This window comes from Meridianimaribacter sp. CL38 (genome assembly GCF_004328055.1).
In the GTDB taxonomy this organism is placed as follows: domain Bacteria; phylum Bacteroidota; class Bacteroidia; order Flavobacteriales; family Flavobacteriaceae; genus Gaetbulibacter_B; species Gaetbulibacter_B jejuensis.
The window spans coordinates 67,222-86,886 of record NZ_QKWS01000004.1 but is presented as its reverse complement, the minus strand read 5'-3'; the positions used below and the strand labels follow the sequence as shown (position 1 = coordinate 86,886).

Below are 19,665 nucleotides of genomic sequence, written 5' to 3'. Positions count from 1 at the left end.
TTTTTTAATTACTTCTTAGGGCGTTTTGCACCATACTTAGATCTACGTTGCGTTCTACCCGAAACACCTGCTGTGTCTAAAGCACCACGAACGATGTGATATCTAACACCTGGTAAATCTTTTACCCTTCCACCTCTAACCAATACTATCGAGTGCTCTTGTAAATTGTGACCTTCACCACCGATGTATGCGTTAACCTCGTTTCCGTTTGTTAAACGAACCCTTGCCACCTTACGCATTGCTGAGTTAGGTTTCTTAGGAGTTGTCGTGTAAACACGAGTACACACACCACGTCTTTGTGGACACGAATCTAAAGCAGCCGATTTACTCTTCTTGGTTATTTTGGCTCTTCCTTTTCGTACTAATTGTGAAATTGTTGGCATATATTACTATATAATTTTTATTAAACCCTTGTTTAAAGGGCTGCAAAGGTAGAAATAAATATTAATTTTTCAAACGTAAATCAATTAATTTTAAATAAGTTGCCTATTTATTTTTAGCTAAACATATTTTTAGTGATAAAAATCCGTTAGCTTTGGGTAATCTTTTTATTTATGCCTGAAAAAAAATTGCTGCTACAATTTGCGATTTGGTTGCTTTTTACAGCAAACCTTTTTTCGCAGTCGTTATATTTATCAGCAATTGGTGATAATGAAAATGAAACCGCTGTTATTGATTCATTATTATACAGGAAAACATTTAATGATTATCAAAGTTTATTACAGGAAGTAGACACATTAAAAGCTAGGTTAAACACTATTGGATATATTGAAAGTGAACTCAAGAGTTTTAACAAGTCTAATGACTCAACCTACACTGCTCAATTTTCTTTAAACAATAAATATGATTACATACATATATATTATAAAGGTGTCATCGACAAAAAACTATTATCTTTAATTTCTAACTCTGTAACTGATGATTATTTTGAAGTTAACATCAGCAATTTAGAAGCGTCATTAAACATTCTAAATACTGAAATTTCTAATCAAGGTGATCCGTTTTCTTTTTTACAGTTAGATGAGATTTCTAAAAAAGACACTTCTACACTATCAGCAAACTTAGTACTATCAAGTAAAAGTCAAAGATTTATTGACAAGATCATTGTAAAAGGTTACGAAAAGTTTCCGAAGTCTTATTTACGACATTACCTTAATATTAAAAAAGGACAGACTTTTAATCTTTCAGACATAAAAAATAAATCTTCAGTAATTAACGATTTGAGGTTTGCGAATCAAATTAAAGACCCTGAGGTTTTATTCACAAAAGACTCCACCATATTATATGTATACATCGAAAAAGTAAAAAGCAACACTTTTGATGGCTTTTTGGGCTTTGGCACAAACACTGAAACCAATAAAATTGAATTTGACGGCTACTTAAATTTAAACCTTACAAACAACTTAAATTATGGAGAGTCTTTAAAACTACTTTATAAAAGTGATGAAAACGAGCAAAAAACTTTTGACATAAATACCACGTTTCCTTATATGTTTAGAACTCCTTTAGGCGTAGATTTAAATCTAAATATATTTAAACGAGATTCTTCATTTATTAATGTATCACAAAAGGCGAAGCTTTTTTATCAGTTAAATCCAAACAATCAAGTATCATTAGGAATTAATTCCATAAAATCTGAAAACTTACTTAACTCAAACGTTACAACCATTACTGATTTTAAATCAGATTATTACACGGCCAACTACATCCACACAAGGCCACAAAACTACAACATATTATTTCCTACAAATTTTCTCTTCGACATTACATTAGGTTTGGGAAATAGAAATTCTGAAGGTGAAGATGAAAGGCAAACCAAAGTAGAGTTAAACACCTTTAAAATTTTCAATTTAAATGATAAAAACAGCTTTTATTCACGGTTAAATTTTGCCTATTTAGACTCTAACACCTACTTAGAAAACGAATTATTTCGATTTGGTGGAATAAATTCAATTAGAGGATTTGAAGAAAACAGTCTTACAGCAAACCTATACACTGTTTTAAATACAGAATATCGCTACCAACTAAACAACACTCTCTACGTAAACAGTGTTATTGACGCTGCATATTTTGAAGACAATTTCAATTCAATAAAAGAAAAACTTTTTGGTTTTGGGTTTGGCTTCGGACTACTTACAAACTCTGGTTTATTTAAGTTAAACTACTCTGTAGGGAAAACCGAAAATCAAAAGTTTAAGTTTTCTAACTCAAAACTTCACATTAGCTTATCCGCAAACTTTTAGGGAAAACCATAATTTATTTTCAAAATTTTAATACAATATTATTGTTTTATTAACTTTTTATTAAGACTTTTGGCTTAGGCTAATTCAAATTAATTTAAATATGAAAACAAAGTTTAGTGGAATTCTAACGCTATTACTAGCGTTTGTCGTGCAATTAACTTTTGCACAAGAAAAAACAGTCTCAGGGACTGTGTCAGACGAATCTGGCTTACCTCTCCCTGGCGTTAATATCATTGTAAAAGGAACTACAAACGGGACTCAAACTGACTTTGATGGTAAATACTCCATCAATGCCAATGTGGGTGACGTGTTAACTTTTACATATGTTGGATTAAAAACCCAAGAAATTACAGTTGGATCATCTGACACAGTTAATGTAACTATGTTAGAAGACGCTGCAGTACTTGATGAAGTAGTAGTAACAGCATTAGGTATTGAAAGAGAAAAGAAATCTTTAGGTTATGCAACCCAAGAAGTTAAAGGGGATGCTGTATCTAAAATTAAAAGTTCAAACTTTGTTAATTCACTATCAGGTAAAGTTGCTGGTTTAGATATTAAATCTTCTGGTACTTTAGGTGGATCAACAAACGTTGTTATTAGAGGTAACAGTTCTATCGCTGGTAACAACCAAGCATTGTTTGTTGTTGATGGTATTCCTATTGACAACGGAAACACTAACTCAAGCGACCAAATAACAGGTCGTGGTGGTTATGACTACGGTAATGCCGCATCAGATATTAACCCTGATGACATTGAATCTATCAACGTTTTAAAAGGTGCTGCTGCATCTGCCCTATACGGTTCTAGAGCTGCAAATGGTGTGATTATGATTACAACCAAAAAAGGCGCTAAAAAGAAAGGTTTAGGAATTACGATAAGCTCAAGTTTAACTTTAGGAAATGTTGATAAAGAAACATTACCTGTATACCAAAAAAGATATGGAGCTGGTTATGGACCATATTATGATGACCCTACTGGTTATTTTGGTTTAGCAGATATTGATGGAGATGGAATAGATGACCTTACTACAGTATTTACTGAAGATGCTTCTTATGGAGCTGAATTTGACCCTAACTTAATGATTTTTCAATGGAATTCAATCTTTCCACAGTTAGACACTTACCAACAAGCGTCTCCTTGGGTTGCAGGAGCTAATGACCCTAACTATGTATGGAAAACAGCATCAACAGCTGTTAATTCAGTATCAATTGATGGAGGTACAGACAAATCTGCTTTTAGATTAGGGTTTACCAACATGCTGCAAGAAGGTGGTTTACCTAACAGTAATATTAAAAGAAATACTATTAATTTTTCTGGTTCTCATGAGTTATCAGATAAATTAACTGCATCTGCAACAATGACCTATACCAAAACAAATGGTAAAGGTAGATATGGTACAGGTTATGACGCTAACAACGTAATGCAACAATTTAGACAATGGTGGCAAGTAAATGTTGATGTTAGAGAACAACAACAAGCTTACTTCGCAACTCGTGAGAATATCACTTGGAACACTAACTCTGCTACTGATTTAACTCCAATTTATTCTGACAACCCTTATTGGACGTTCTACGAAAACTATCAAACAGATGAGCGTAACAGATATTTCGGTAATGTTGCTTTAAACTACGAAATTAATGATTGGTTGAGTATTTTAGGACGATTTACATTTGACACCTACAGTGAGATTCAAGAAGAAAGAACAAACGTAGGAAGTGCTAATGTTTCTAAATATAGCAGATACAATAATAATGTAGCCGAATACAACTATGATTTCATCTTAAGTTTTAACAAAGACCTAAATGATAAATTAGACTTAGATGGTAACTTAGGTGCTAACTTAAGAAGAAATGAAAACAGCAGTATTTATGCTTCTACAAATGGAGGTTTAAACTTAGCTGGCCTTTATTCATTATCTAACAGTGTAAGCCCAATTAATGCTCCTGACGAATACGAAGCTGTACAAATGGTAGACGGTATTTATGCGCGTGCAGGTTTAGGTTATGACGATTTTGCATTTGTTGAAGGTACATATAGAATTGACCGTAACTCAAGCTTACCAAAAGCTGATAACACATACGATTATTGGTCAATAACAGGTAGTATGATTTTTACTCGCTACTTAAAAGCAGATTGGTTAAACTTTGGTAAGTTACGTGCTAACTATGGTATTGTTTCAAACGGAACTATTCCTTACAGAGTATTTAATACTTACGGAATTGGAACTCCATTTGGAGGTACTGGTATAGCATCTAACCAAGGCTCACTAAATAACGCAAACCTTAGACCAGAAGAGCAAAAAAACTGGGAAATAGGTTTAGAAATGCAGTTCTTAGACAGACGTTTAGGATTTGACGTAACCTATTACGATGCATTAAACGTTGATCAAATTACAGCTGTTCCAGTATCTAACTCAACTGGGTATACTTCTGTCTTACTTAATGCTGGTACTATATCAAACAAAGGATGGGAAGTACAATTAAATGGTACTCCTTTAAAGACTGAAGACTTTAGATGGGATGTAAACTTAAACTGGGCGAAAAACACTAGTTTAGTTGAAAGTTTAGCTGATGGTATTGATAACTTAGTACTTGGTTCTTTCCAAGGTGGTGTATCAATTAACGCTACTCCTGGACAACCTTACGGTACTATCAGAGGTACAGATTTAGTATACCATGAGAACGGTCAACCAATTGTTAACCAAACTGGTTCTGCTTCAAGAATTGGTACTTACATGGTATCTGACACAAACAACGAAGTTATTGGTGATATCAACCCTGAATGGACTGCTGGTTTATTCAACAGCTTCACTTACAAAAACTTCAATTTAAGCTTCTTAATAGACATGCAAAAAGGTGGAGACGTTTTCTCTCTTGATACATGGTATGGGTATGCAACAGGATTATATGATTTCTCAGCTGGAAACAACGAATTAGGAAACCCTATTAGAGATGCTGTTACTGGTACTCCTGGAAATTATGGTGCCGACAGTGGTGGTATAATACTACCTGGTGTTGCTCCAGACGGTTCTCCTAACGAAGTAAGAGCTAACGCAAATATTTATGCAAACCCTTGGGGTTATGCAAGAGCTGCTAATAAGCAACACGTTTATGATGCAGGATTTATTAAACTACGTGAAGCAAGTTTAACTTATAATTTAGATTCTAAAATTTTAGACAGACTTCCTTTTACAAGCGCTTCGGTTTCAATTATTGGTAGAAATTTATGGATAATTGATAAAGATGTTCCTTATGCTGACCCTGAAGCTGGTTTAAGTTCTGGTAATATCCAAGGATATCAATCTGGTTCTTACCCAACTATGAGAGAAATAGGAGCAAGTCTTAAATTACAATTTTAAAAAAGAAGAATTATGAAAAAAATATTTTTAACAGCTCTATCACTTGTAGTATTGGTGTCTTGTAAAACTGATGACCAATATGAAGATTACAATAGAGACCCAAAAAATCCAACTCAAGTAGCTGCTGAGTTTACTTATAACGCAGCTGTAAAAAGTTTGTTTGACCAAATGACTAGCACAAATGTTAACACTAACATATTTAGACTTTTAGGTCAACATTGGACAGAAACCACCTATACTGATGAGGCTAACTATGATTTTACAACGAGAAATATTCCTCAAAATCATTGGTCTGAAATGTATAGAGATGTATTACTAGATTTAAAAACCACTAAAGAAATTGTTGCTGGTGATACTGAATTGACAGACGCTGAAAAATCAGCTAGAACTGCTCAAGCTGAAATCTTAATGATATACACTTGGCAACAACTTGTGGATACATTTGGAGACATTCCTTATACTGATGCATTAAGCGATGTGACATTACCAACATATGATGATGACACGGTGATTTATGAAAATTTAATTGAAAGAATTAACGCTGCTATCCCAGATATTTCTGGTTCTGGTTTTTCTGCTGCAGATAAAATTTACGGAGGAGATGCTGCCGCTTGGAGTAAGTTCGCTAACTCTTTAAAGTTAAGGCTTGGTATTCGTTTAACTGATGTTAACCCAGGGTTAGCTCAGTCAACAATTACTTCTGCAGTAAGCGCTGGTGTATTTACTTCAAATGCTGATAATGCACTATTACAGTATGAAGGTGCAACACCTAACACTAACCCTCTTTGGGTTGATTTAGTTCAATCAGGACGTTCTGACTTTATTGCTGCTAACACTTTAGTAGATATTATGAATGACTTAAGCGATCCTAGAAGAGAAGTTTACTTTGATCAAAACTTAGGAGCAGGTGTTTATGTTGGTGGTCCTTATGGAGAGAACAATAGTTTTCCTAATTACACTCATGTAGGAGCTGCAATGCACGAACCTACTACTCCAGGAGTATTATTAGATTATGCTGAAGTTTCTTTTTACTTAGCTGAAGCTGCTGAGCGCTCAATTGTAGGAACTCCTGCTGATGCAGAAATGTACTACAACCAAGCTATTACTGCTTCTTTTGATTATTGGGGAGCGGATATCACTGGTTATTTAGCAAATCCTGATGTAGCCTATACAACTGCTGCCGGTGACTGGAGACAAAAAATTGGTACTCAAATGTGGTTAGCAATGTATAATAGAGGTTTTGAAGCTTGGACAGCGTGGAGAAAATATGATGCTCCAGCATTAAATATTGCTGCAATTTCTGAGCTACCTGTTCCTACTCGATATACTTATCCAGTAAACGAACAAAACCTTAACCAAGTTAATTACGAAGCAGCTTCTGCTGCTATAGGTGGTGATGATCAAACCACTAAAGTATTTTGGGATACAATGTAATTGTAAACCACTATATTAAACAACTAAAAAGCCCGAAAAGTTTAAACTTTTCGGGCTTTTTCATTACAACAACCACCTCCTTAATTTAACATATTTTAACGTTTTTAGTGCGCTTTTTTAAGATTTAATCATTTTTCAACCCTTATTTTTGTGAAAATTGTTAAAAAAAGAAAAATGCTATTGAAAAAACACTACTCAATTTTATTGATATGTCTTCTATTATCCATCATTACCAAAGCTCAAAATACAGTTGGTACTATATTAAATACTGAAGACTCATTTGGTGGATATACACTTTTTACAGCTCAAACTGAAACTTATTTAATAAACAACTGTGGAGAAGTAGTAAACCAATGGACTAGTCAGTACCCTCCTGGTAACTCTGTATATCTATTAGAAGACGGTTCTTTATTAAGAGCTTGTAATGTAGGTAATACACACATACAATTTGGTGGTACTGGTGGTAGAATTGAAAAATTTGATTGGGATGGAAATTTAACTTGGAGTTTTGATTATTCTAATACCACTATGTTACAGCATCATGATATTTTCCCAATGGATAATGGAAACATACTGGTTCTAGCCGCTACTGAAATGACTAGCGAAGAAGCTATTGAAGCTGGTAGAGACCCAAGTAAATTAGATAACGGAAGGTTATTAAACGAGCAAGTTATTGAAATTGAACCATCTGGAACAAACTCAGCTACTATTGTCTGGGAATGGAATATTAAAGACCACCTTGTTCAAGATTTTGATAGCACTAAAGACAATTACGGAGTAATTTCTGAAAACCCAAATAAACTTGACATTAACTATCTAGGTGGTTTAAGCGGAAACGAAAACTGGCTACACATAAACTCTATTCAGTATAATAAGAATTTAGACCAAATTGTATTATCGTCTAGACATATGAATGAAATTTACATCATAGATCACTCAACAACCACAGCTCAAGCAGCCTCTAGTACAGGAGGAGTTTATGGAAAAGGTGGTGATTTTCTTTACCGATGGGGAAACCCACAGGCTTACGACCATGGTACTGAAAGCGACAGAAAACTTTTTGGTCAGCATTACCCACATTGGATTCCTCAGGGATTACCATATGCTGGAAAATTAATATTATTCAATAATGGATTTGGTAGAGTTCCTAGTTTTTCTGAAGTATTTATAATTACTCCACCAACTACTAGTCCTGGTGTTTATTCATATTCTCAAAATGTAGCATTTGGTCCTACTTCTACTGATTACACATATACTGACCCTAATAATGAAACGGAATTCTTTTCAAGAATTTTATCTGGAGCTCAAATGCTTCCTAACGGAAACATTTTAATTTGCGATGGAGATTCAGGGTACTTTTTTGAGATAGATTCTAACGAGAACACTGTTTGGGAATACATAAACCCTTCAAGTTCAAATGGAATTTTATCACAAGGAGATAATCCAAATGAAAACCCAAATATAGTATTTAGAGCCACCAGATACTCTCCAAGTTATTCTGCCTTTACAGGAAGAGATTTAACACCTGGAGATCCTATAGAATTGAACCCTAATTTATCAGGATGTGAAGCTCTTAGCTTATCTGATGTTGAACAAAACTCTGTTAGCGTATATCCTAACCCAACAACAAACAGAATCAATATTAAAACCCAAGGTACTATTGACAGTATTGAAGTATATAACGTTATGGGTATGAGAGTAGCTCAAAACAAAAACACCAATGGTATTGATTTGAACAACTTAAAGTCTGGAGTATACTTTTTAAATATTACAGATAATGGTAAGCTAACTACAAAAAAAGTCATAAAGCAATAATTCATCAAATACCATTAACTCTTTTACTTTTAAAGGTTGGTTTTTTATACCTTTGACCCAATGGAAAAAGAGACCACAATTTTCGGCATAAGAGCTATTATAGAAGCTATTAAATCTGGTGAGAATATTGATAAAATATTTCTTCAAAAAGGTTTAAAAGGAGATTTATTTACAGAATTGGAACAACTTATAAGACAAGAACGATTGAACGCGTCTTATGTTCCTATTGAGAAATTAAACCGATTAAGCAAAAAGAACCATCAAGGAGCTGTAGCTCAAATAGCTCCAATTTCATTTTATGATATTGAAGACTTGGTACTAAATGTTATAGAATCTGGTAAAACGCCATTATTCTTATTGTTAGACCAACTTAGCGATGTTAGAAATTTTGGTGCCATTATTAGAACTGCTGAATGTACTGGTGTTTCAGGAATTATTATCCAGAAAAAAGGCGGAGCTCCTGTAAATGGAGACACTGTAAAAACAAGTGCTGGAGCTATTTTTAAAATCCCAATTTGTAAAGTTGACCATATAAAAGATGCGGTTTTTCATATGCAAGCATCAGGAATTAAAGTTATTGCAGCCACAGAAAAAACTGATAATACGATTTATGATGTTTCGTTTAACGAACCTTGTGCTATCATCATGGGATCAGAAGGTAAAGGCATCAACCCTTCGGTATTGAAAGTAGCTGATGAAAAAGCAAAACTTCCTATTCTTGGAGAAATTGAATCTTTAAATGTTTCAGTAGCTTGTGGTGCTTTTTTATATGAAGCTGTTAGGCAACGTCTTTAATCGTCGCCTTCTTCTTTCTTCCTAAAGTCATACACAACCTTTATTGACCTTTGCTCTGAATCTACATTTGTTTCAGGTTCAATCTCAGGTTCTATATGTTCAATAAAATTACCATTTTCATCAAAATGCCTTAAAAAAGGATCATCTTCTTCGTTATACTCTGGTTGCTGCCAAACATACTTTTCAGGTTTAGCAATAGCTTTTCTAAAGATTAAAGCAAATACAAAACCAGTAATTAATCCTGCTAAGTGACCTTCCCAAGAAATGCCTTTTTCAACAGGAAATACATACCATATCATACTTCCGTATAAAAATATGATTAGTAGTGATAATGCTACAAGCCTAAAATGTCTTGCAAAAACGCCTTTAAAAAATATAAAACTTACAAGCACATAAATTAAACCACTGGCTCCAATGTGGTTTGCTGGTCTACCAATACACCAAGTGATTAATCCTGACAGTAAAATACCGTACAAAATCACTTTCCAAGAAATTTTTCGGTAGAAATAAAACAAAGCCATTGAAAGCACAAACAACGGAATGGAATTATTGTATAAGTGTTCAATATCTGAATGAATAAAGGGACTTAGTACAATTCCTTTTAGTCCTTTTAATGTTAATGGATATACACCTAAGCTTTTTATACTAGGAAAAAAGCGCACTTGCATCCAAAACACAAGCCATAGCAACATAACAAAAAAGATAGGATATGCTATCACTCCTGTAGAATACTTAAACTGTTGATGATTGCTCATAGACTAAATTTAAAATTTTATATTCAAAATATTGACCATTTATAGGTTTTATGAAATATTGTCACCTACAATTTTGTAATTTTACTTTATGAATGAACCTTTAGCAGAACGTCTACGACCAAAACACTTAAAAGACTACCTTAGTCAAACGCATTTAGTTGGAAAAAACGGAGCGCTTTCACTGCAAATAAAGCAAGGTATAATCCCTTCCATGATATTTTGGGGACCTCCAGGAATAGGAAAAACTACACTTGCTAACATTATTGCTAATGAATCTGACAGACCGTTTTACACGCTAAGTGCTATAAATTCTGGTGTTAAAGACATTAGAGAGGTTATTGATAAAGCAAAGCAAAGTGGTGGTTTATTTACTACCAAAAACCCTATTTTGTTTATTGATGAGATTCATAGGTTTAGTAAATCGCAGCAAGATTCATTATTGCAAGCGGTTGAAAAAGGTTGGGTTACGCTTGTAGGAGCAACTACTGAAAACCCAAGCTTTGAAGTAATACCTGCTCTCTTATCTCGCTGCCAAGTGTATGTGTTAAACTCGTTTAGTAAAGACGATTTAGAAGCTCTTTTAAATCGTGCAATTACTGAAGATGAACAACTCTTAAAACGCAATATAGAGCTTAAAGAAACTGAAGCTTTAATACACCTTTCTGGTGGTGACGCTCGAAAACTACTTAATATTTTTGAACTGATTGTAAATGCCTTTGATGCAGATAAAAAGCTAATTATCACTAATGATTTAGTGCAACAAAAAGTACAAAACAATACTGCCAGATATGACAAAACTGGTGAGCAACATTACGACATTATTTCGGCTTTTATAAAATCTATTAGAGGTAGCGACCCAAATGCAGCTGTATACTGGTTAGCGCGTATGATTGAAGGTGGCGAAGATGTAAAATTTATTGCGCGACGATTACTTATTCTTGCTAGTGAAGATATTGGAAACGCAAACCCAACTGCTTTGGTAATCGCCAACAATACATTTCAAGCGGTTTCAGTAATAGGAAATCCGGAATCTCGAATTATCTTAAGCCAATGTGCTACTTATTTAGCCTCTTCTCCTAAAAGTAATGCTGCATATCAAGCTATCAACGATGCGCAACAATTGGTAAAACAAACTGGAGACCTATCAGTACCATTATCTATAAGAAACGCACCTACTAAACTTATGAAAGAGTTAGGTTATGGAGATAATTACCAATATGCTCACAACTACGAAAATAATTTTGCAGCTCATGAGTTTTTACCTGAAGAGATAAAAAATACTACTTTGTATCAACCAGGTAACAATAGTAGAGAAAATGCGCAACGTGAATTTTTAAAATCGCGTTGGAAAGACAAATACGATTATTAAAACTTAATATTTAATGTTTTAATTGAAACCGTTTTTCCATCATTGCTTGAATAATACCAAAACCCATCTTCTTTATACACAATTGCATTTTGGTCTTTTACAATAAATACATTTTGCTTTTTGGTTTCTAAAAGCACCATAACAACACTAGGTTTCATATCAACAACCTGAAACCCATTAGCTATTGGTTGTGCATATAGTGCATCAACTTCAGTAAGTTCTGAAATTGTAGGTTCAGTGTGTTTAACAGCTTCAACTACTGGTTGCACTTTAACTTTTGGTTCTTTTGCCGCCTTTTCTTTGGCTTCTTTTAAATCATCAATTTCTTTTTGCAAACGTGCAATTTCAGCTTTTGACTGCTGTACTTCCTCAACAGCAACAACATCAGCAGATTGTGTTTGAGTTGAAACTGATGTAATTTTAGTGTTAGGCTCATACTTATAATCAAGGTGTTGATACGTTTCAAAAGCATCTCTTAATGCTAAATTGTAAGCTTTATCAAACTCTTTTTCTCTAGTTTCACCAACTTTAGATTCATATACAATTCTTCCATTACAGTCTTTTAAGTCTATCTTAATCTTAGTCTTAAAAAGTCCTTTTTCATTTGACACATCAGCATACATTGCTAAACACCTGTTAGACTGTAAATCATCAGGAAATTGGTCTTCATAAAAAAATGCTGTATAACCGTATTTATTAAACAAAAACTTGGTAAGCGAGTTTAATTGGTATTGATCTTTCTCTTTTAAGAAACTATATTCTGAAGGTATAATTACATACTTATAGCTATTAATAGATTCTTGAGAAAAAAGTTGTGATGGCAAACACACTATTGCCAACAACAATAATATAGATTTGTAAAATTTCATTCTTACGTAATGGTTTTTAATATTTATATACAATAGTTAAAGATAGTTTTTTAATTGTAATAATGTATCAACTTCTTTAATGTTTGCCTCTGGTTTTAGTTTGTGGATGTTATATAAAATAGCTTCTAACCCAACATCTAAAGCACCAAGAATATCGGCTTCGTAGTTATCTCCTATCATAATACTTTCATTTGGTTTTGCCTTAGCTTGATCCAAAGCAAAATTGAAAATTAATGGGTTTGGTTTTTTTACACCTACCATTTCAGAGTTTGTAACAGTTTCAAAATAATGAAGAATATTAGATGCTTTCATCTTTTTTTCTTGAGCTTCTTGAAATCCGTTAGTGATAATATGTAATTTATACCTTGTTTTCAAATAGTTTAAAATATCTAAAGTATCATGAAACAAGTGGTTGAAAGAAGTTAAGTATTCAATATAATCCACTGATAGTTTATTGATAACTTCATCTTTAATACTATGTTCAATACTATCAAAACTATCCTTTAGTCTTTTATACCTTAGGTTTTCCTTATCTATTCGTTCTTCACGGTAAAGCTTCCAATAGCTTAAATTAATAGGCTCATACACTTTTAAAAAACGGTCAATTTCAACCTCAACATTGTGTATTTTAAAAATTTTTTCAAAAGTCAATGCTGAGTTTTTATCAAAGTCCCAAAGTGTATGGTCTAGGTCAAAAAACACATGTCGTATACTATTCATCATCTACTGAATCTAAAATTACACCAAATAAATCTCTAAATCCTTTCCAACGTACATCATCGCCAAAGGTATAATTATGAAATACAGGTGTAAAGGTTCCATTTACTTGCTTCACCTGTTGTATTAAACGTTCTAGTTCTTGCTTTTTATCTAAAAAAGACTGCCTTTTTAGCAACGCATAATCTATACAATGAAATGCATTGATTTGCAAAGGTGTTTGCACTTCGTAGTCTAAATCGTAAAACTGAAAAGCTGTACAAGTTCCTGCTCTAAAACCTAGTTCGTTAATATAACCCATTGTGAAATCCTGTTTTACCTCAAGCTCAATAAGGTTTCTATAAGATTCTGGTAAGTTCAATTTAGAAAACGAATGTCTTGAAGCCTCTAAACCATAATTGACAATAGATTCCATTTTTTTCTTTTCCTTTTTCAACACTTCAATATCTTCCAATGCAAAATAAGAGGCTTTGAGTCCTACTTTGCAATAATCAGATACCGATTTTATCAACGACACAAACTGCTTTCTATTAACATTAATATTCTTGTCATAGGTTGAATAATCGCCTATCAAGAAAAAGACGACAAACTTAAACTTGGTTTGTTTTTGCTTAGTGATAATCCATTTAAACGTATCATAAGGGTCTCTTTGAAATCCAAAAAGCACTAAATAGCGTTGGTAAAACTGCCTGAATTTAAACCTAAACAAATCGCCTAAAGTTCCGCCAATGGTTCGTAGCAATCCTTTTTGCCTAAAGTAGTATGCCATTGGGACATCAATAACTGGCTGAATGGAATACGACTTCTTTGGAAATTCAAAATCTGGAAATTGAGCTTGCAACACACTTTTAAATTTATATGCCCAAATATCAATTACAGGTTGGTGTAAAAATCCGTTTTTAAAGGCTAAACTTTCTTTTGCTAAAAAGCGTCCGTACTCATCTTTTACATGTGGCAAATATTCTTCATAGCGACTTAACAGGTAAAAAGTAGCTGCAAAAATATCATAAGGCAAACTACTTTTTTCTGAAGTATTAAAAAATGCTTTAGTAGTGTCCCAATCGTGCACGTGTATTTCTACATCGTTGAGTCCTTGTTCAAACAACAACTCATGACTTCTTATAAAAATCTCATTACTCAACGGTTGTTTAGCATACGAAATCTTTAAGCTTTCATGAGCTATAAACTCTTCAATTGTTGTGGTAAAACTTACTGGAACACCTAAAATTCTTGTGCATATATGCTTAAAAGCATAGCTTAACCTTGGTGTTATTTTATGGGTGAAAACTAATAGCACTTATAAGATATTTTCATCTGCAAAGCTAAAGTATGCTTTTTCGGTAATAATTAAGTGGTCTAGCACTTTTATATCCAAACTCTCTCCTGCATATTTCATTTTTTGGGTAAGTTGCTTGTCGGCTTCACTAGGTTTTAATGTTCCTGATGGATGATTGTGCGCTAAAATAAGTCCTGTAGCACCAAGCTCTAATGCATTTTTCATCACTAAACGTACATCTACTAGAGTTCCTGTAATGCCTCCTTTACTTAATTGTTGCTTTTGAATTACTTTATTAGAATTGTTTAAATATACAATCCAAAATTCCTCATGTGGCAACTCGCCAATAACAGGTTGCATCAATTCAAATACCGAAATACTTGAGGTAATCTTCTTTCTTTCTAGCGCTTCTTCTCCTCTACGTCGTCGTCCCAATTCCATAGCAGCTGCAATAGTAATGGCTTTAGCTTCACCAATACCTTTAAAATCCATCAATTGTTTGAGTGATAGTTTTCCAAGTTCGTTTAAGTTATTGCCAACGCTTGCCAAAATACGTTTAGACAACTCTACAGCACTTTCTTCTTTATTTCCTGAACCTATCAATATAGCTACTAATTCGGCATCGCTTAACGTTGCTTTACCTTTATCGCGAAGCTTTTCTCTAGGTTGGTCGTCTTGACTCCAATGCTTTATAGAAAATGAAGTGGGTTTCTCCTGCATAGCATAAAGATAAATATTGTAACTTTCAGAAGCAATTTTTTATCCATTCAACCTTTTAAAAAATTTACTATGAAATCATTGTTTTCAGAAGACGCAGTTACAGAAATAAAATCTCGTTTAGAACAACTATCACCAACTCACAAACCACAATGGGGAAAAATGAATGTCTCTCAAATGTTAACACACTGCCAGTTTCCGTTACAGGTTGCTGTAGGCGAGTTAAAACTTGAAAGACCAAATGCCTTTAAACGCGCGTTGTTTTCAATGTTTAAATCCTCATTATACAATGATAAACCTTGGAAACAAGGATTACCAACAGCTAAAGAATTTGTGGTTACGACTGATACTGAATTTGCTCCTGAAAAATCGAAGTTGCTCACTGAAATTGATAAGTTTCACGCTAAAAAAACACAAACCCAGTGGCCTGAACATCCTATGTTTGGTAAGTTTAATTCAGAACAATGGGGGCAAATGCAGTATAAGCATCTTGACCATCATTTAAAACAATTTGGTGTGTAATGACCTATCCTCCAAAAATACATCAGGATGACAATAAAGCTCACATGATTGCTGTGATGCAACAGTATCCTTTGGCGACACTTATTTCGGCAAAAAACAATGAACCTTTGATAACACATTTACCATTAATTTACAAAGACGAATCCCTTATTGGTCATTTGGATATGTTTAATCCGCAAGCCGAACTACTTAAGAACAACCAAGCTGTAACGGTTATTTTTTCTGGACCAGAATGTTACATATCACCAAGTATTTACAGTACTGAACAACTCCCAACATGGAATTATGTAAAAGTACATCTTAAAGGAACGGTTGCCGAAATTGATAATCCTGAAGCCATAAAGCAAAGCATGATTGCAATGACCGAGTTTCTTGAACCTGATAATGCGTATGTACTAGAACCTGACAACCCAAAAATGGATGCATACCTGCCTTATGTAAAGGGTTTTAAAATCACAATTAACGCTTGGGAAGGCAAGTTTAAACTCTCCCAAAACCGAAATAAAAAAGATTTTGAATTAGCTAAAGATGAACTGATTAAACAAAACCAGAATAGCATTAAAACTTTTTTGGATAATATATTTTGATTTCTCAGTTACTGAAAAGAATAACTTTGTAATTTCCTGTAGTAACCAGCAGTTTCTGCTGAAAGAAAAACATGATCATCTTTAACCAACCCAATTCCATCAGAATAATAAACGCGATTTTTAGCAGGATAAATAAAGCCATCATCCCTTACAAAAGATACTATTAACTCAAGGCAATCAAAAGTACCTGCTTCGGTATCATACATAACGATTTCAGCTTGAGTTTCTGCAATACTATTTACTATTCCCGAATTCTCTTCATAAGAAGGATATATTATAAAAGAGTCATTAATATTGTTAGAAAATTTAATTCCTCCTTCACTATTAACTAAATACCCTAAGGAATCTCTATAATATTCAAAATGCTCTCCGTTTTCTGGCACAAAACCATAATTTCCATTAAAATTCCCAGTTATTGTTCGACTGAATTTATAATATAAATTGTCATTGATTTCCTCCATTCCTACAATTGAAATTGTTTCATGTAAATCCATTGGGTTTTCATTCCCCTCATTATCGATGCCATACCATCTATACTCCCATAAATTACCTACAGTTAAGGCGTAAAAATTGTTTTCGCTTTCAGACTGAGGTTGTGAACTATCACCTGAATTGCAAGAGAAAATCAATGTTAAAAAAGCTAGAAAGAAAATACTACGTTTCATTTTTGAAAAAATTAGTCGATTAATAACGTAGTTCTATTTTATAAAAAAGTATTGTTGGTTGATATACTCCTAAACGAAAAGGGTTTGGGATTATTATGTTATTTGATGTAAAACCCAAAGAAACAAAGAAGATTCCGCATCGCAGTACGGAATGACAAACTACCCAATCAATCCTTTAATGGCATCAAAATCCAATCCGCCATAATTCCCAGAACTCATTAACAACAAGGCTTTGTCTTTAAAATCTTGAGAGAATAAGTAGTTTTTAAAATCGTCAGGATTGGTATAAATAATTAAGTCATCACGCTCAAACGCTTTGGCAATTTGCTCGTGCGTTACTGCATCTAGCTTTTTAATTTCCACAGCATGCGGACTATAAAATACCACTGCAACATCAGCAGCATCTAAAGCACCTTTGTATTCTTTTAAAAATTCAGCATTTAAACTAGAATAGGTATGCAGTTCTAAACACGCAACTAGCGTTCTGTTTTTATACTGCTCTTTAACCGCTTTTGTTGTGGCTTCTACCTTACTTGGTGAGTGCGCAAAATCTTTGTAAGCAACACTGGTTGCGCTTTCAGCTATTTTCTCCAAACGTTTACTAGCGCCTTTAAAGGTTGCAATAGCTTCATAAAAATCGTCTTCGTCAATTCCCATGTGTTGGCAAATCCATTTAGCTCCTGCAAGATTATTTAAATTATGCTTACCAAATACTTCAATAGGTAAAGGACCTTCTGGAGTTTCTAATAGGGTTTCGCCATCTTCAACCGTATATTCTGGTGTGTAATATGGTAGCTTACGTATGGTATTTTCACTAGCTTCTACTACTCTAGCAACTTCAGCATCTTCAGCATTATATGTCACACTTCCACCGCGAACAATACTATCAACAAAAATGCTGAATTGCTCTACATAGTTTTCATAGGTTGGAAATACATTAATATGATCCCAAGCAATACCACTTAACAAGGCAATGTTAGGTTTGTACAAGTGAAACTTTGGTCGTCTGTCTATTGGTGAACTTAAATATTCATCACCTTCTAACACGATAAAATCGTTGTCATCTGTGAGTTTTACCATAACATCAAACCCTTCAAGTTGCGCACCAACCATATAGTCGACATCACGATCGTGATAATGCATCACGTGTAAAATCATAGACGTAATAGTGGTTTTACCATGACTTCCACCAATAACAACACGTGTTTTTTCTTTTGACTGTTCGTACAAAAACTCTGGATAGCTATAAATTTTTAAGCCCAATTCTTGCGCTTTAAGCAACTCCGGATTATCAGCTTTAGCATGCATCCCTAAAACGACTGCATCTAAATCTGCTGTTATTTTTTCAGGAAACCAACCAAAAGCTTCTGGTAACAAACCTTTATTTTCTAATCTAGATTTTGAAGGGTCAAAAATAGTATCGTCGCTTCCTGTTACTTGATAACCTTTGTTATGTAATGCAATGGCCAAATTGTGCATAGCTGCACCACCTATAGCTATAAAATGTACGTTCATAGTAAAAAATAATTCGAAATGTTACTTCGAGAAATTCCTGTTAGTACAGGATTAAATTAAAAAGTAAATATACTAATTGATGCTGGAAGACCGAAGTTTGAAGTCACAAGTTTTTCTATATTTTTCAAGCTTGGGTTAAGGTCGCTTGCTTTCAAGTTTAGCTTTACGAGTTAATAAACTTTCATCTTTAAGACTCGCATAGGCTTCGTCAATAGTTTTTATTGCCAACTCATAATTTTCTCGCTTTTCATACAAATCAATTAAATGCGTGTAGCACTTAATAGAACCTCCTACTCTCACTGCATTTTTATAATTGCTTTCAGCTGGTCCATATTCTTTTTCGTCTTCATGCACATGACCCATTGCCAAATATCCATCAACTGGAGAAATGGCAAAGAGTTCCTTGGCATACTTCATCGCTTTTTTTGAGCTTCCACCTATAATTCCTGGAACTTCAAGATAATAATGCACCAAAGCCCAACGAGTGTCAATGTGGTTAGCGTCTAAATTTGCTGCTGTTAAAAATGCGTCTTCAACATCTCCAATTAAACCTAACGCTCTAAACTTACTAACCGATTTGGCTTTCATACCAAGAGCGCCTCCATACTTGTAATGGTAATTAGCCACATTGGGTTTAGCTTCAACCAATTTTTCATAGTTCTCTATAGCGTTGTCCCAATCTTTTTGGTGGCCATAAACATCACCCAAAACTTCAATAGCTTCGAGATTGTTTGGATTTTCTTTATGATATTTAAGCGCTAAGGTTTTTGCTTGTTCAAGTTGATTATTGTCTAAAAGCGTATGAATCTGCTCTACAGTTTTTGACTGTCCAATCAGTATCAATGGAAATAAAAGAAAAGCAAAAAATAATTTCATACGTCTTTAATTACTACTACAAATCTAAACTTTCAAATTCAAATGTTATTGTTTTTATAACCTAATTCGGTTTCTTAGTCTCTTAAAAAATGGCTACTTTAACTCAACCAATACTATACTTTACTAATTCATCGTTTTTTGGAATACATTTT

17 protein-coding genes are annotated in these 19,665 nt (G+C 33.8%); 8 read left to right on the top strand and 9 right to left on the bottom strand.

What is annotated here, in order from left to right; genetic code table 11:
- Positions 1–8: 8 nt before the first annotated feature.
- Positions 9–383 (bottom strand): 30S ribosomal protein S12, encoded by a 375-nt coding sequence (gene rpsL, locus DMZ43_RS10605; protein WP_019386263.1) that lies wholly within the window; start codon positions 381–383, stop codon positions 9–11.
- 171 nt (positions 384–554) lie between these two features.
- Between rpsL and DMZ43_RS10600 the strand changes: the two genes are divergently transcribed.
- The 5 genes from DMZ43_RS10600 to rlmB all read left to right on the top strand — a co-directional run bounded on the left by DMZ43_RS10600 (position 555) and on the right by rlmB (position 9,645).
- Positions 555–2,243 (top strand): POTRA domain-containing protein, encoded by a 1,689-nt coding sequence (locus DMZ43_RS10600; RefSeq protein WP_131508141.1) that lies wholly within the window; start codon positions 555–557, stop codon positions 2,241–2,243.
- 100 nt (positions 2,244–2,343) lie between these two features.
- On the top strand, positions 2,344–5,601 hold the full coding sequence (locus DMZ43_RS10595; protein WP_131508139.1) for a SusC/RagA family TonB-linked outer membrane protein: 3,258 nt from the start codon (positions 2,344–2,346) through the stop codon (positions 5,599–5,601).
- A 12-nt stretch (positions 5,602–5,613) separates the two neighbouring features.
- Positions 5,614–7,035 (top strand): SusD/RagB family nutrient-binding outer membrane lipoprotein, encoded by a 1,422-nt coding sequence (locus DMZ43_RS10590; RefSeq protein ID WP_131508137.1) that lies wholly within the window; start codon positions 5,614–5,616, stop codon positions 7,033–7,035.
- Positions 7,036–7,209: 174 nt separating this feature from the next.
- Positions 7,210–8,850 carry an aryl-sulfate sulfotransferase gene (locus tag DMZ43_RS10585; protein WP_131508135.1) on the top strand — a complete coding sequence of 547 codons (1,641 nt, stop codon included), beginning with the start codon at positions 7,210–7,212 and terminating at the stop codon, positions 8,848–8,850.
- Between the two features lie 60 nt (positions 8,851–8,910).
- Positions 8,911–9,645 carry a 23S rRNA (guanosine(2251)-2'-O)-methyltransferase RlmB gene (gene rlmB / locus DMZ43_RS10580; RefSeq protein ID WP_131508133.1) on the top strand — a complete coding sequence of 245 codons (735 nt, stop codon included), beginning with the start codon at positions 8,911–8,913 and terminating at the stop codon, positions 9,643–9,645.
- Here the strand turns inward: rlmB and DMZ43_RS10575 are convergent.
- Positions 9,642–10,400: a rhomboid family intramembrane serine protease gene (locus DMZ43_RS10575; RefSeq protein WP_131508131.1), complete on the bottom strand. Its 759-nt coding sequence runs from the start codon at positions 10,398–10,400 to the stop codon at positions 9,642–9,644. The two genes, rlmB and DMZ43_RS10575, sit on opposite strands and share 4 nt — an antisense overlap.
- A gap of 88 nt (positions 10,401–10,488) precedes the next feature.
- Here DMZ43_RS10575 and DMZ43_RS10570 point away from each other — a divergent pair, with 88 nt between their 5' ends.
- Positions 10,489–11,769: a replication-associated recombination protein A gene (locus DMZ43_RS10570; RefSeq protein WP_131508129.1), complete on the top strand. Its 1,281-nt coding sequence runs from the start codon at positions 10,489–10,491 to the stop codon at positions 11,767–11,769.
- Here the strand turns inward: DMZ43_RS10570 and DMZ43_RS10565 are convergent.
- Genes DMZ43_RS10565 through radC form a run of 4 tightly spaced genes read right to left on the bottom strand, consistent with a single transcriptional unit; the run spans position 11,766 to position 15,351 of the window.
- The gene (locus tag DMZ43_RS10565) at positions 11,766–12,638 is read right to left on the bottom strand and encodes a hypothetical protein (RefSeq protein WP_131508127.1); all 873 of its coding nucleotides are present in this window, start codon (positions 12,636–12,638) and stop codon (positions 11,766–11,768) included. The two genes, DMZ43_RS10570 and DMZ43_RS10565, sit on opposite strands and share 4 nt — an antisense overlap.
- 36 nt (positions 12,639–12,674) lie before the next feature.
- Complete coding sequence (locus DMZ43_RS10560) at positions 12,675–13,361, bottom strand: YjjG family noncanonical pyrimidine nucleotidase (RefSeq protein ID WP_131508125.1); 687 nt, start codon at positions 13,359–13,361, stop codon at positions 12,675–12,677.
- Complete coding sequence (locus tag DMZ43_RS10555) at positions 13,351–14,652, bottom strand: polysaccharide deacetylase family protein (RefSeq protein ID WP_131508123.1); 1,302 nt, start codon at positions 14,650–14,652, stop codon at positions 13,351–13,353. Before DMZ43_RS10555 ends, DMZ43_RS10560 begins: the two co-directional genes overlap by 11 nt.
- A complete protein-coding gene (radC, locus tag DMZ43_RS10550; protein WP_131508121.1) occupies positions 14,653–15,351 on the bottom strand; it encodes a DNA repair protein RadC in 699 nt (232 codons plus the stop codon).
- A gap of 69 nt (positions 15,352–15,420) precedes the next feature.
- Here radC and DMZ43_RS10545 point away from each other — a divergent pair, with 69 nt between their 5' ends.
- Together DMZ43_RS10545 and DMZ43_RS10540 are read left to right on the top strand one after the other, a co-directional pair.
- Positions 15,421–15,870: a DUF1569 domain-containing protein gene (locus tag DMZ43_RS10545; protein WP_131508119.1), complete on the top strand. Its 450-nt coding sequence runs from the start codon at positions 15,421–15,423 to the stop codon at positions 15,868–15,870.
- Positions 15,870–16,457: an FMN-binding negative transcriptional regulator gene (locus DMZ43_RS10540; protein ID WP_131508116.1), complete on the top strand. Its 588-nt coding sequence runs from the start codon at positions 15,870–15,872 to the stop codon at positions 16,455–16,457. Before DMZ43_RS10545 ends, DMZ43_RS10540 begins: the two co-directional genes overlap by 1 nt.
- A gap of 8 nt (positions 16,458–16,465) precedes the next feature.
- Here DMZ43_RS10540 and DMZ43_RS10535 read toward each other — a convergent pair whose 3' ends face one another.
- The 3 genes from DMZ43_RS10535 to DMZ43_RS10525 all read right to left on the bottom strand — a co-directional run bounded on the left by DMZ43_RS10535 (position 16,466) and on the right by DMZ43_RS10525 (position 19,513).
- Positions 16,466–17,122 carry a hypothetical protein gene (locus DMZ43_RS10535; protein ID WP_131508114.1) on the bottom strand — a complete coding sequence of 219 codons (657 nt, stop codon included), beginning with the start codon at positions 17,120–17,122 and terminating at the stop codon, positions 16,466–16,468.
- A 159-nt stretch (positions 17,123–17,281) separates the two neighbouring features.
- A complete protein-coding gene (gene murC / locus DMZ43_RS10530; protein ID WP_131508112.1) occupies positions 17,282–18,637 on the bottom strand; it encodes a UDP-N-acetylmuramate--L-alanine ligase in 1,356 nt (451 codons plus the stop codon).
- A 135-nt stretch (positions 18,638–18,772) separates the two neighbouring features.
- Positions 18,773–19,513 (bottom strand): lipopolysaccharide assembly protein LapB, encoded by a 741-nt coding sequence (locus tag DMZ43_RS10525; RefSeq protein WP_131508110.1) that lies wholly within the window; start codon positions 19,511–19,513, stop codon positions 18,773–18,775.
- Between the last annotated feature and the right edge of the window lie 152 nt (positions 19,514–19,665).

Excerpts from the sequence above, each read along its gene's own strand:
- rpsL (WP_019386263.1), bottom strand. The coding sequence starts at position 383 with ATGCCAACAATTTCACAATTAGTACGAAAAGGAAGAGCCAAAATAACC.
- DMZ43_RS10600 (WP_131508141.1), top strand. The coding sequence starts at position 555 with ATGCCTGAAAAAAAATTGCTGCTACAATTTGCGATTTGGTTGCTTTTT.
- DMZ43_RS10595 (WP_131508139.1), top strand. The coding sequence starts at position 2,344 with ATGAAAACAAAGTTTAGTGGAATTCTAACGCTATTACTAGCGTTTGTC.
- DMZ43_RS10590 (WP_131508137.1), top strand. The coding sequence starts at position 5,614 with ATGAAAAAAATATTTTTAACAGCTCTATCACTTGTAGTATTGGTGTCT.
- DMZ43_RS10585 (WP_131508135.1), top strand. The coding sequence starts at position 7,210 with ATGCTATTGAAAAAACACTACTCAATTTTATTGATATGTCTTCTATTA.
- rlmB (WP_131508133.1), top strand. The coding sequence starts at position 8,911 with ATGGAAAAAGAGACCACAATTTTCGGCATAAGAGCTATTATAGAAGCT.
- DMZ43_RS10575 (WP_131508131.1), bottom strand. The coding sequence starts at position 10,400 with ATGAGCAATCATCAACAGTTTAAGTATTCTACAGGAGTGATAGCATAT.
- DMZ43_RS10570 (WP_131508129.1), top strand. The coding sequence starts at position 10,489 with ATGAATGAACCTTTAGCAGAACGTCTACGACCAAAACACTTAAAAGAC.
- DMZ43_RS10565 (WP_131508127.1), bottom strand. The coding sequence starts at position 12,638 with ATGAAATTTTACAAATCTATATTATTGTTGTTGGCAATAGTGTGTTTG.
- DMZ43_RS10560 (WP_131508125.1), bottom strand. The coding sequence starts at position 13,361 with ATGATGAATAGTATACGACATGTGTTTTTTGACCTAGACCATACACTT.
- radC (WP_131508121.1), bottom strand. The coding sequence starts at position 15,351 with ATGCAGGAGAAACCCACTTCATTTTCTATAAAGCATTGGAGTCAAGAC.
- DMZ43_RS10545 (WP_131508119.1), top strand. The coding sequence starts at position 15,421 with ATGAAATCATTGTTTTCAGAAGACGCAGTTACAGAAATAAAATCTCGT.
- DMZ43_RS10540 (WP_131508116.1), top strand. The coding sequence starts at position 15,870 with ATGACCTATCCTCCAAAAATACATCAGGATGACAATAAAGCTCACATG.
- DMZ43_RS10535 (WP_131508114.1), bottom strand. The coding sequence starts at position 17,122 with ATGAAACGTAGTATTTTCTTTCTAGCTTTTTTAACATTGATTTTCTCT.
- murC (WP_131508112.1), bottom strand. The coding sequence starts at position 18,637 with ATGAACGTACATTTTATAGCTATAGGTGGTGCAGCTATGCACAATTTG.
- DMZ43_RS10525 (WP_131508110.1), bottom strand. The coding sequence starts at position 19,513 with ATGAAATTATTTTTTGCTTTTCTTTTATTTCCATTGATACTGATTGGA.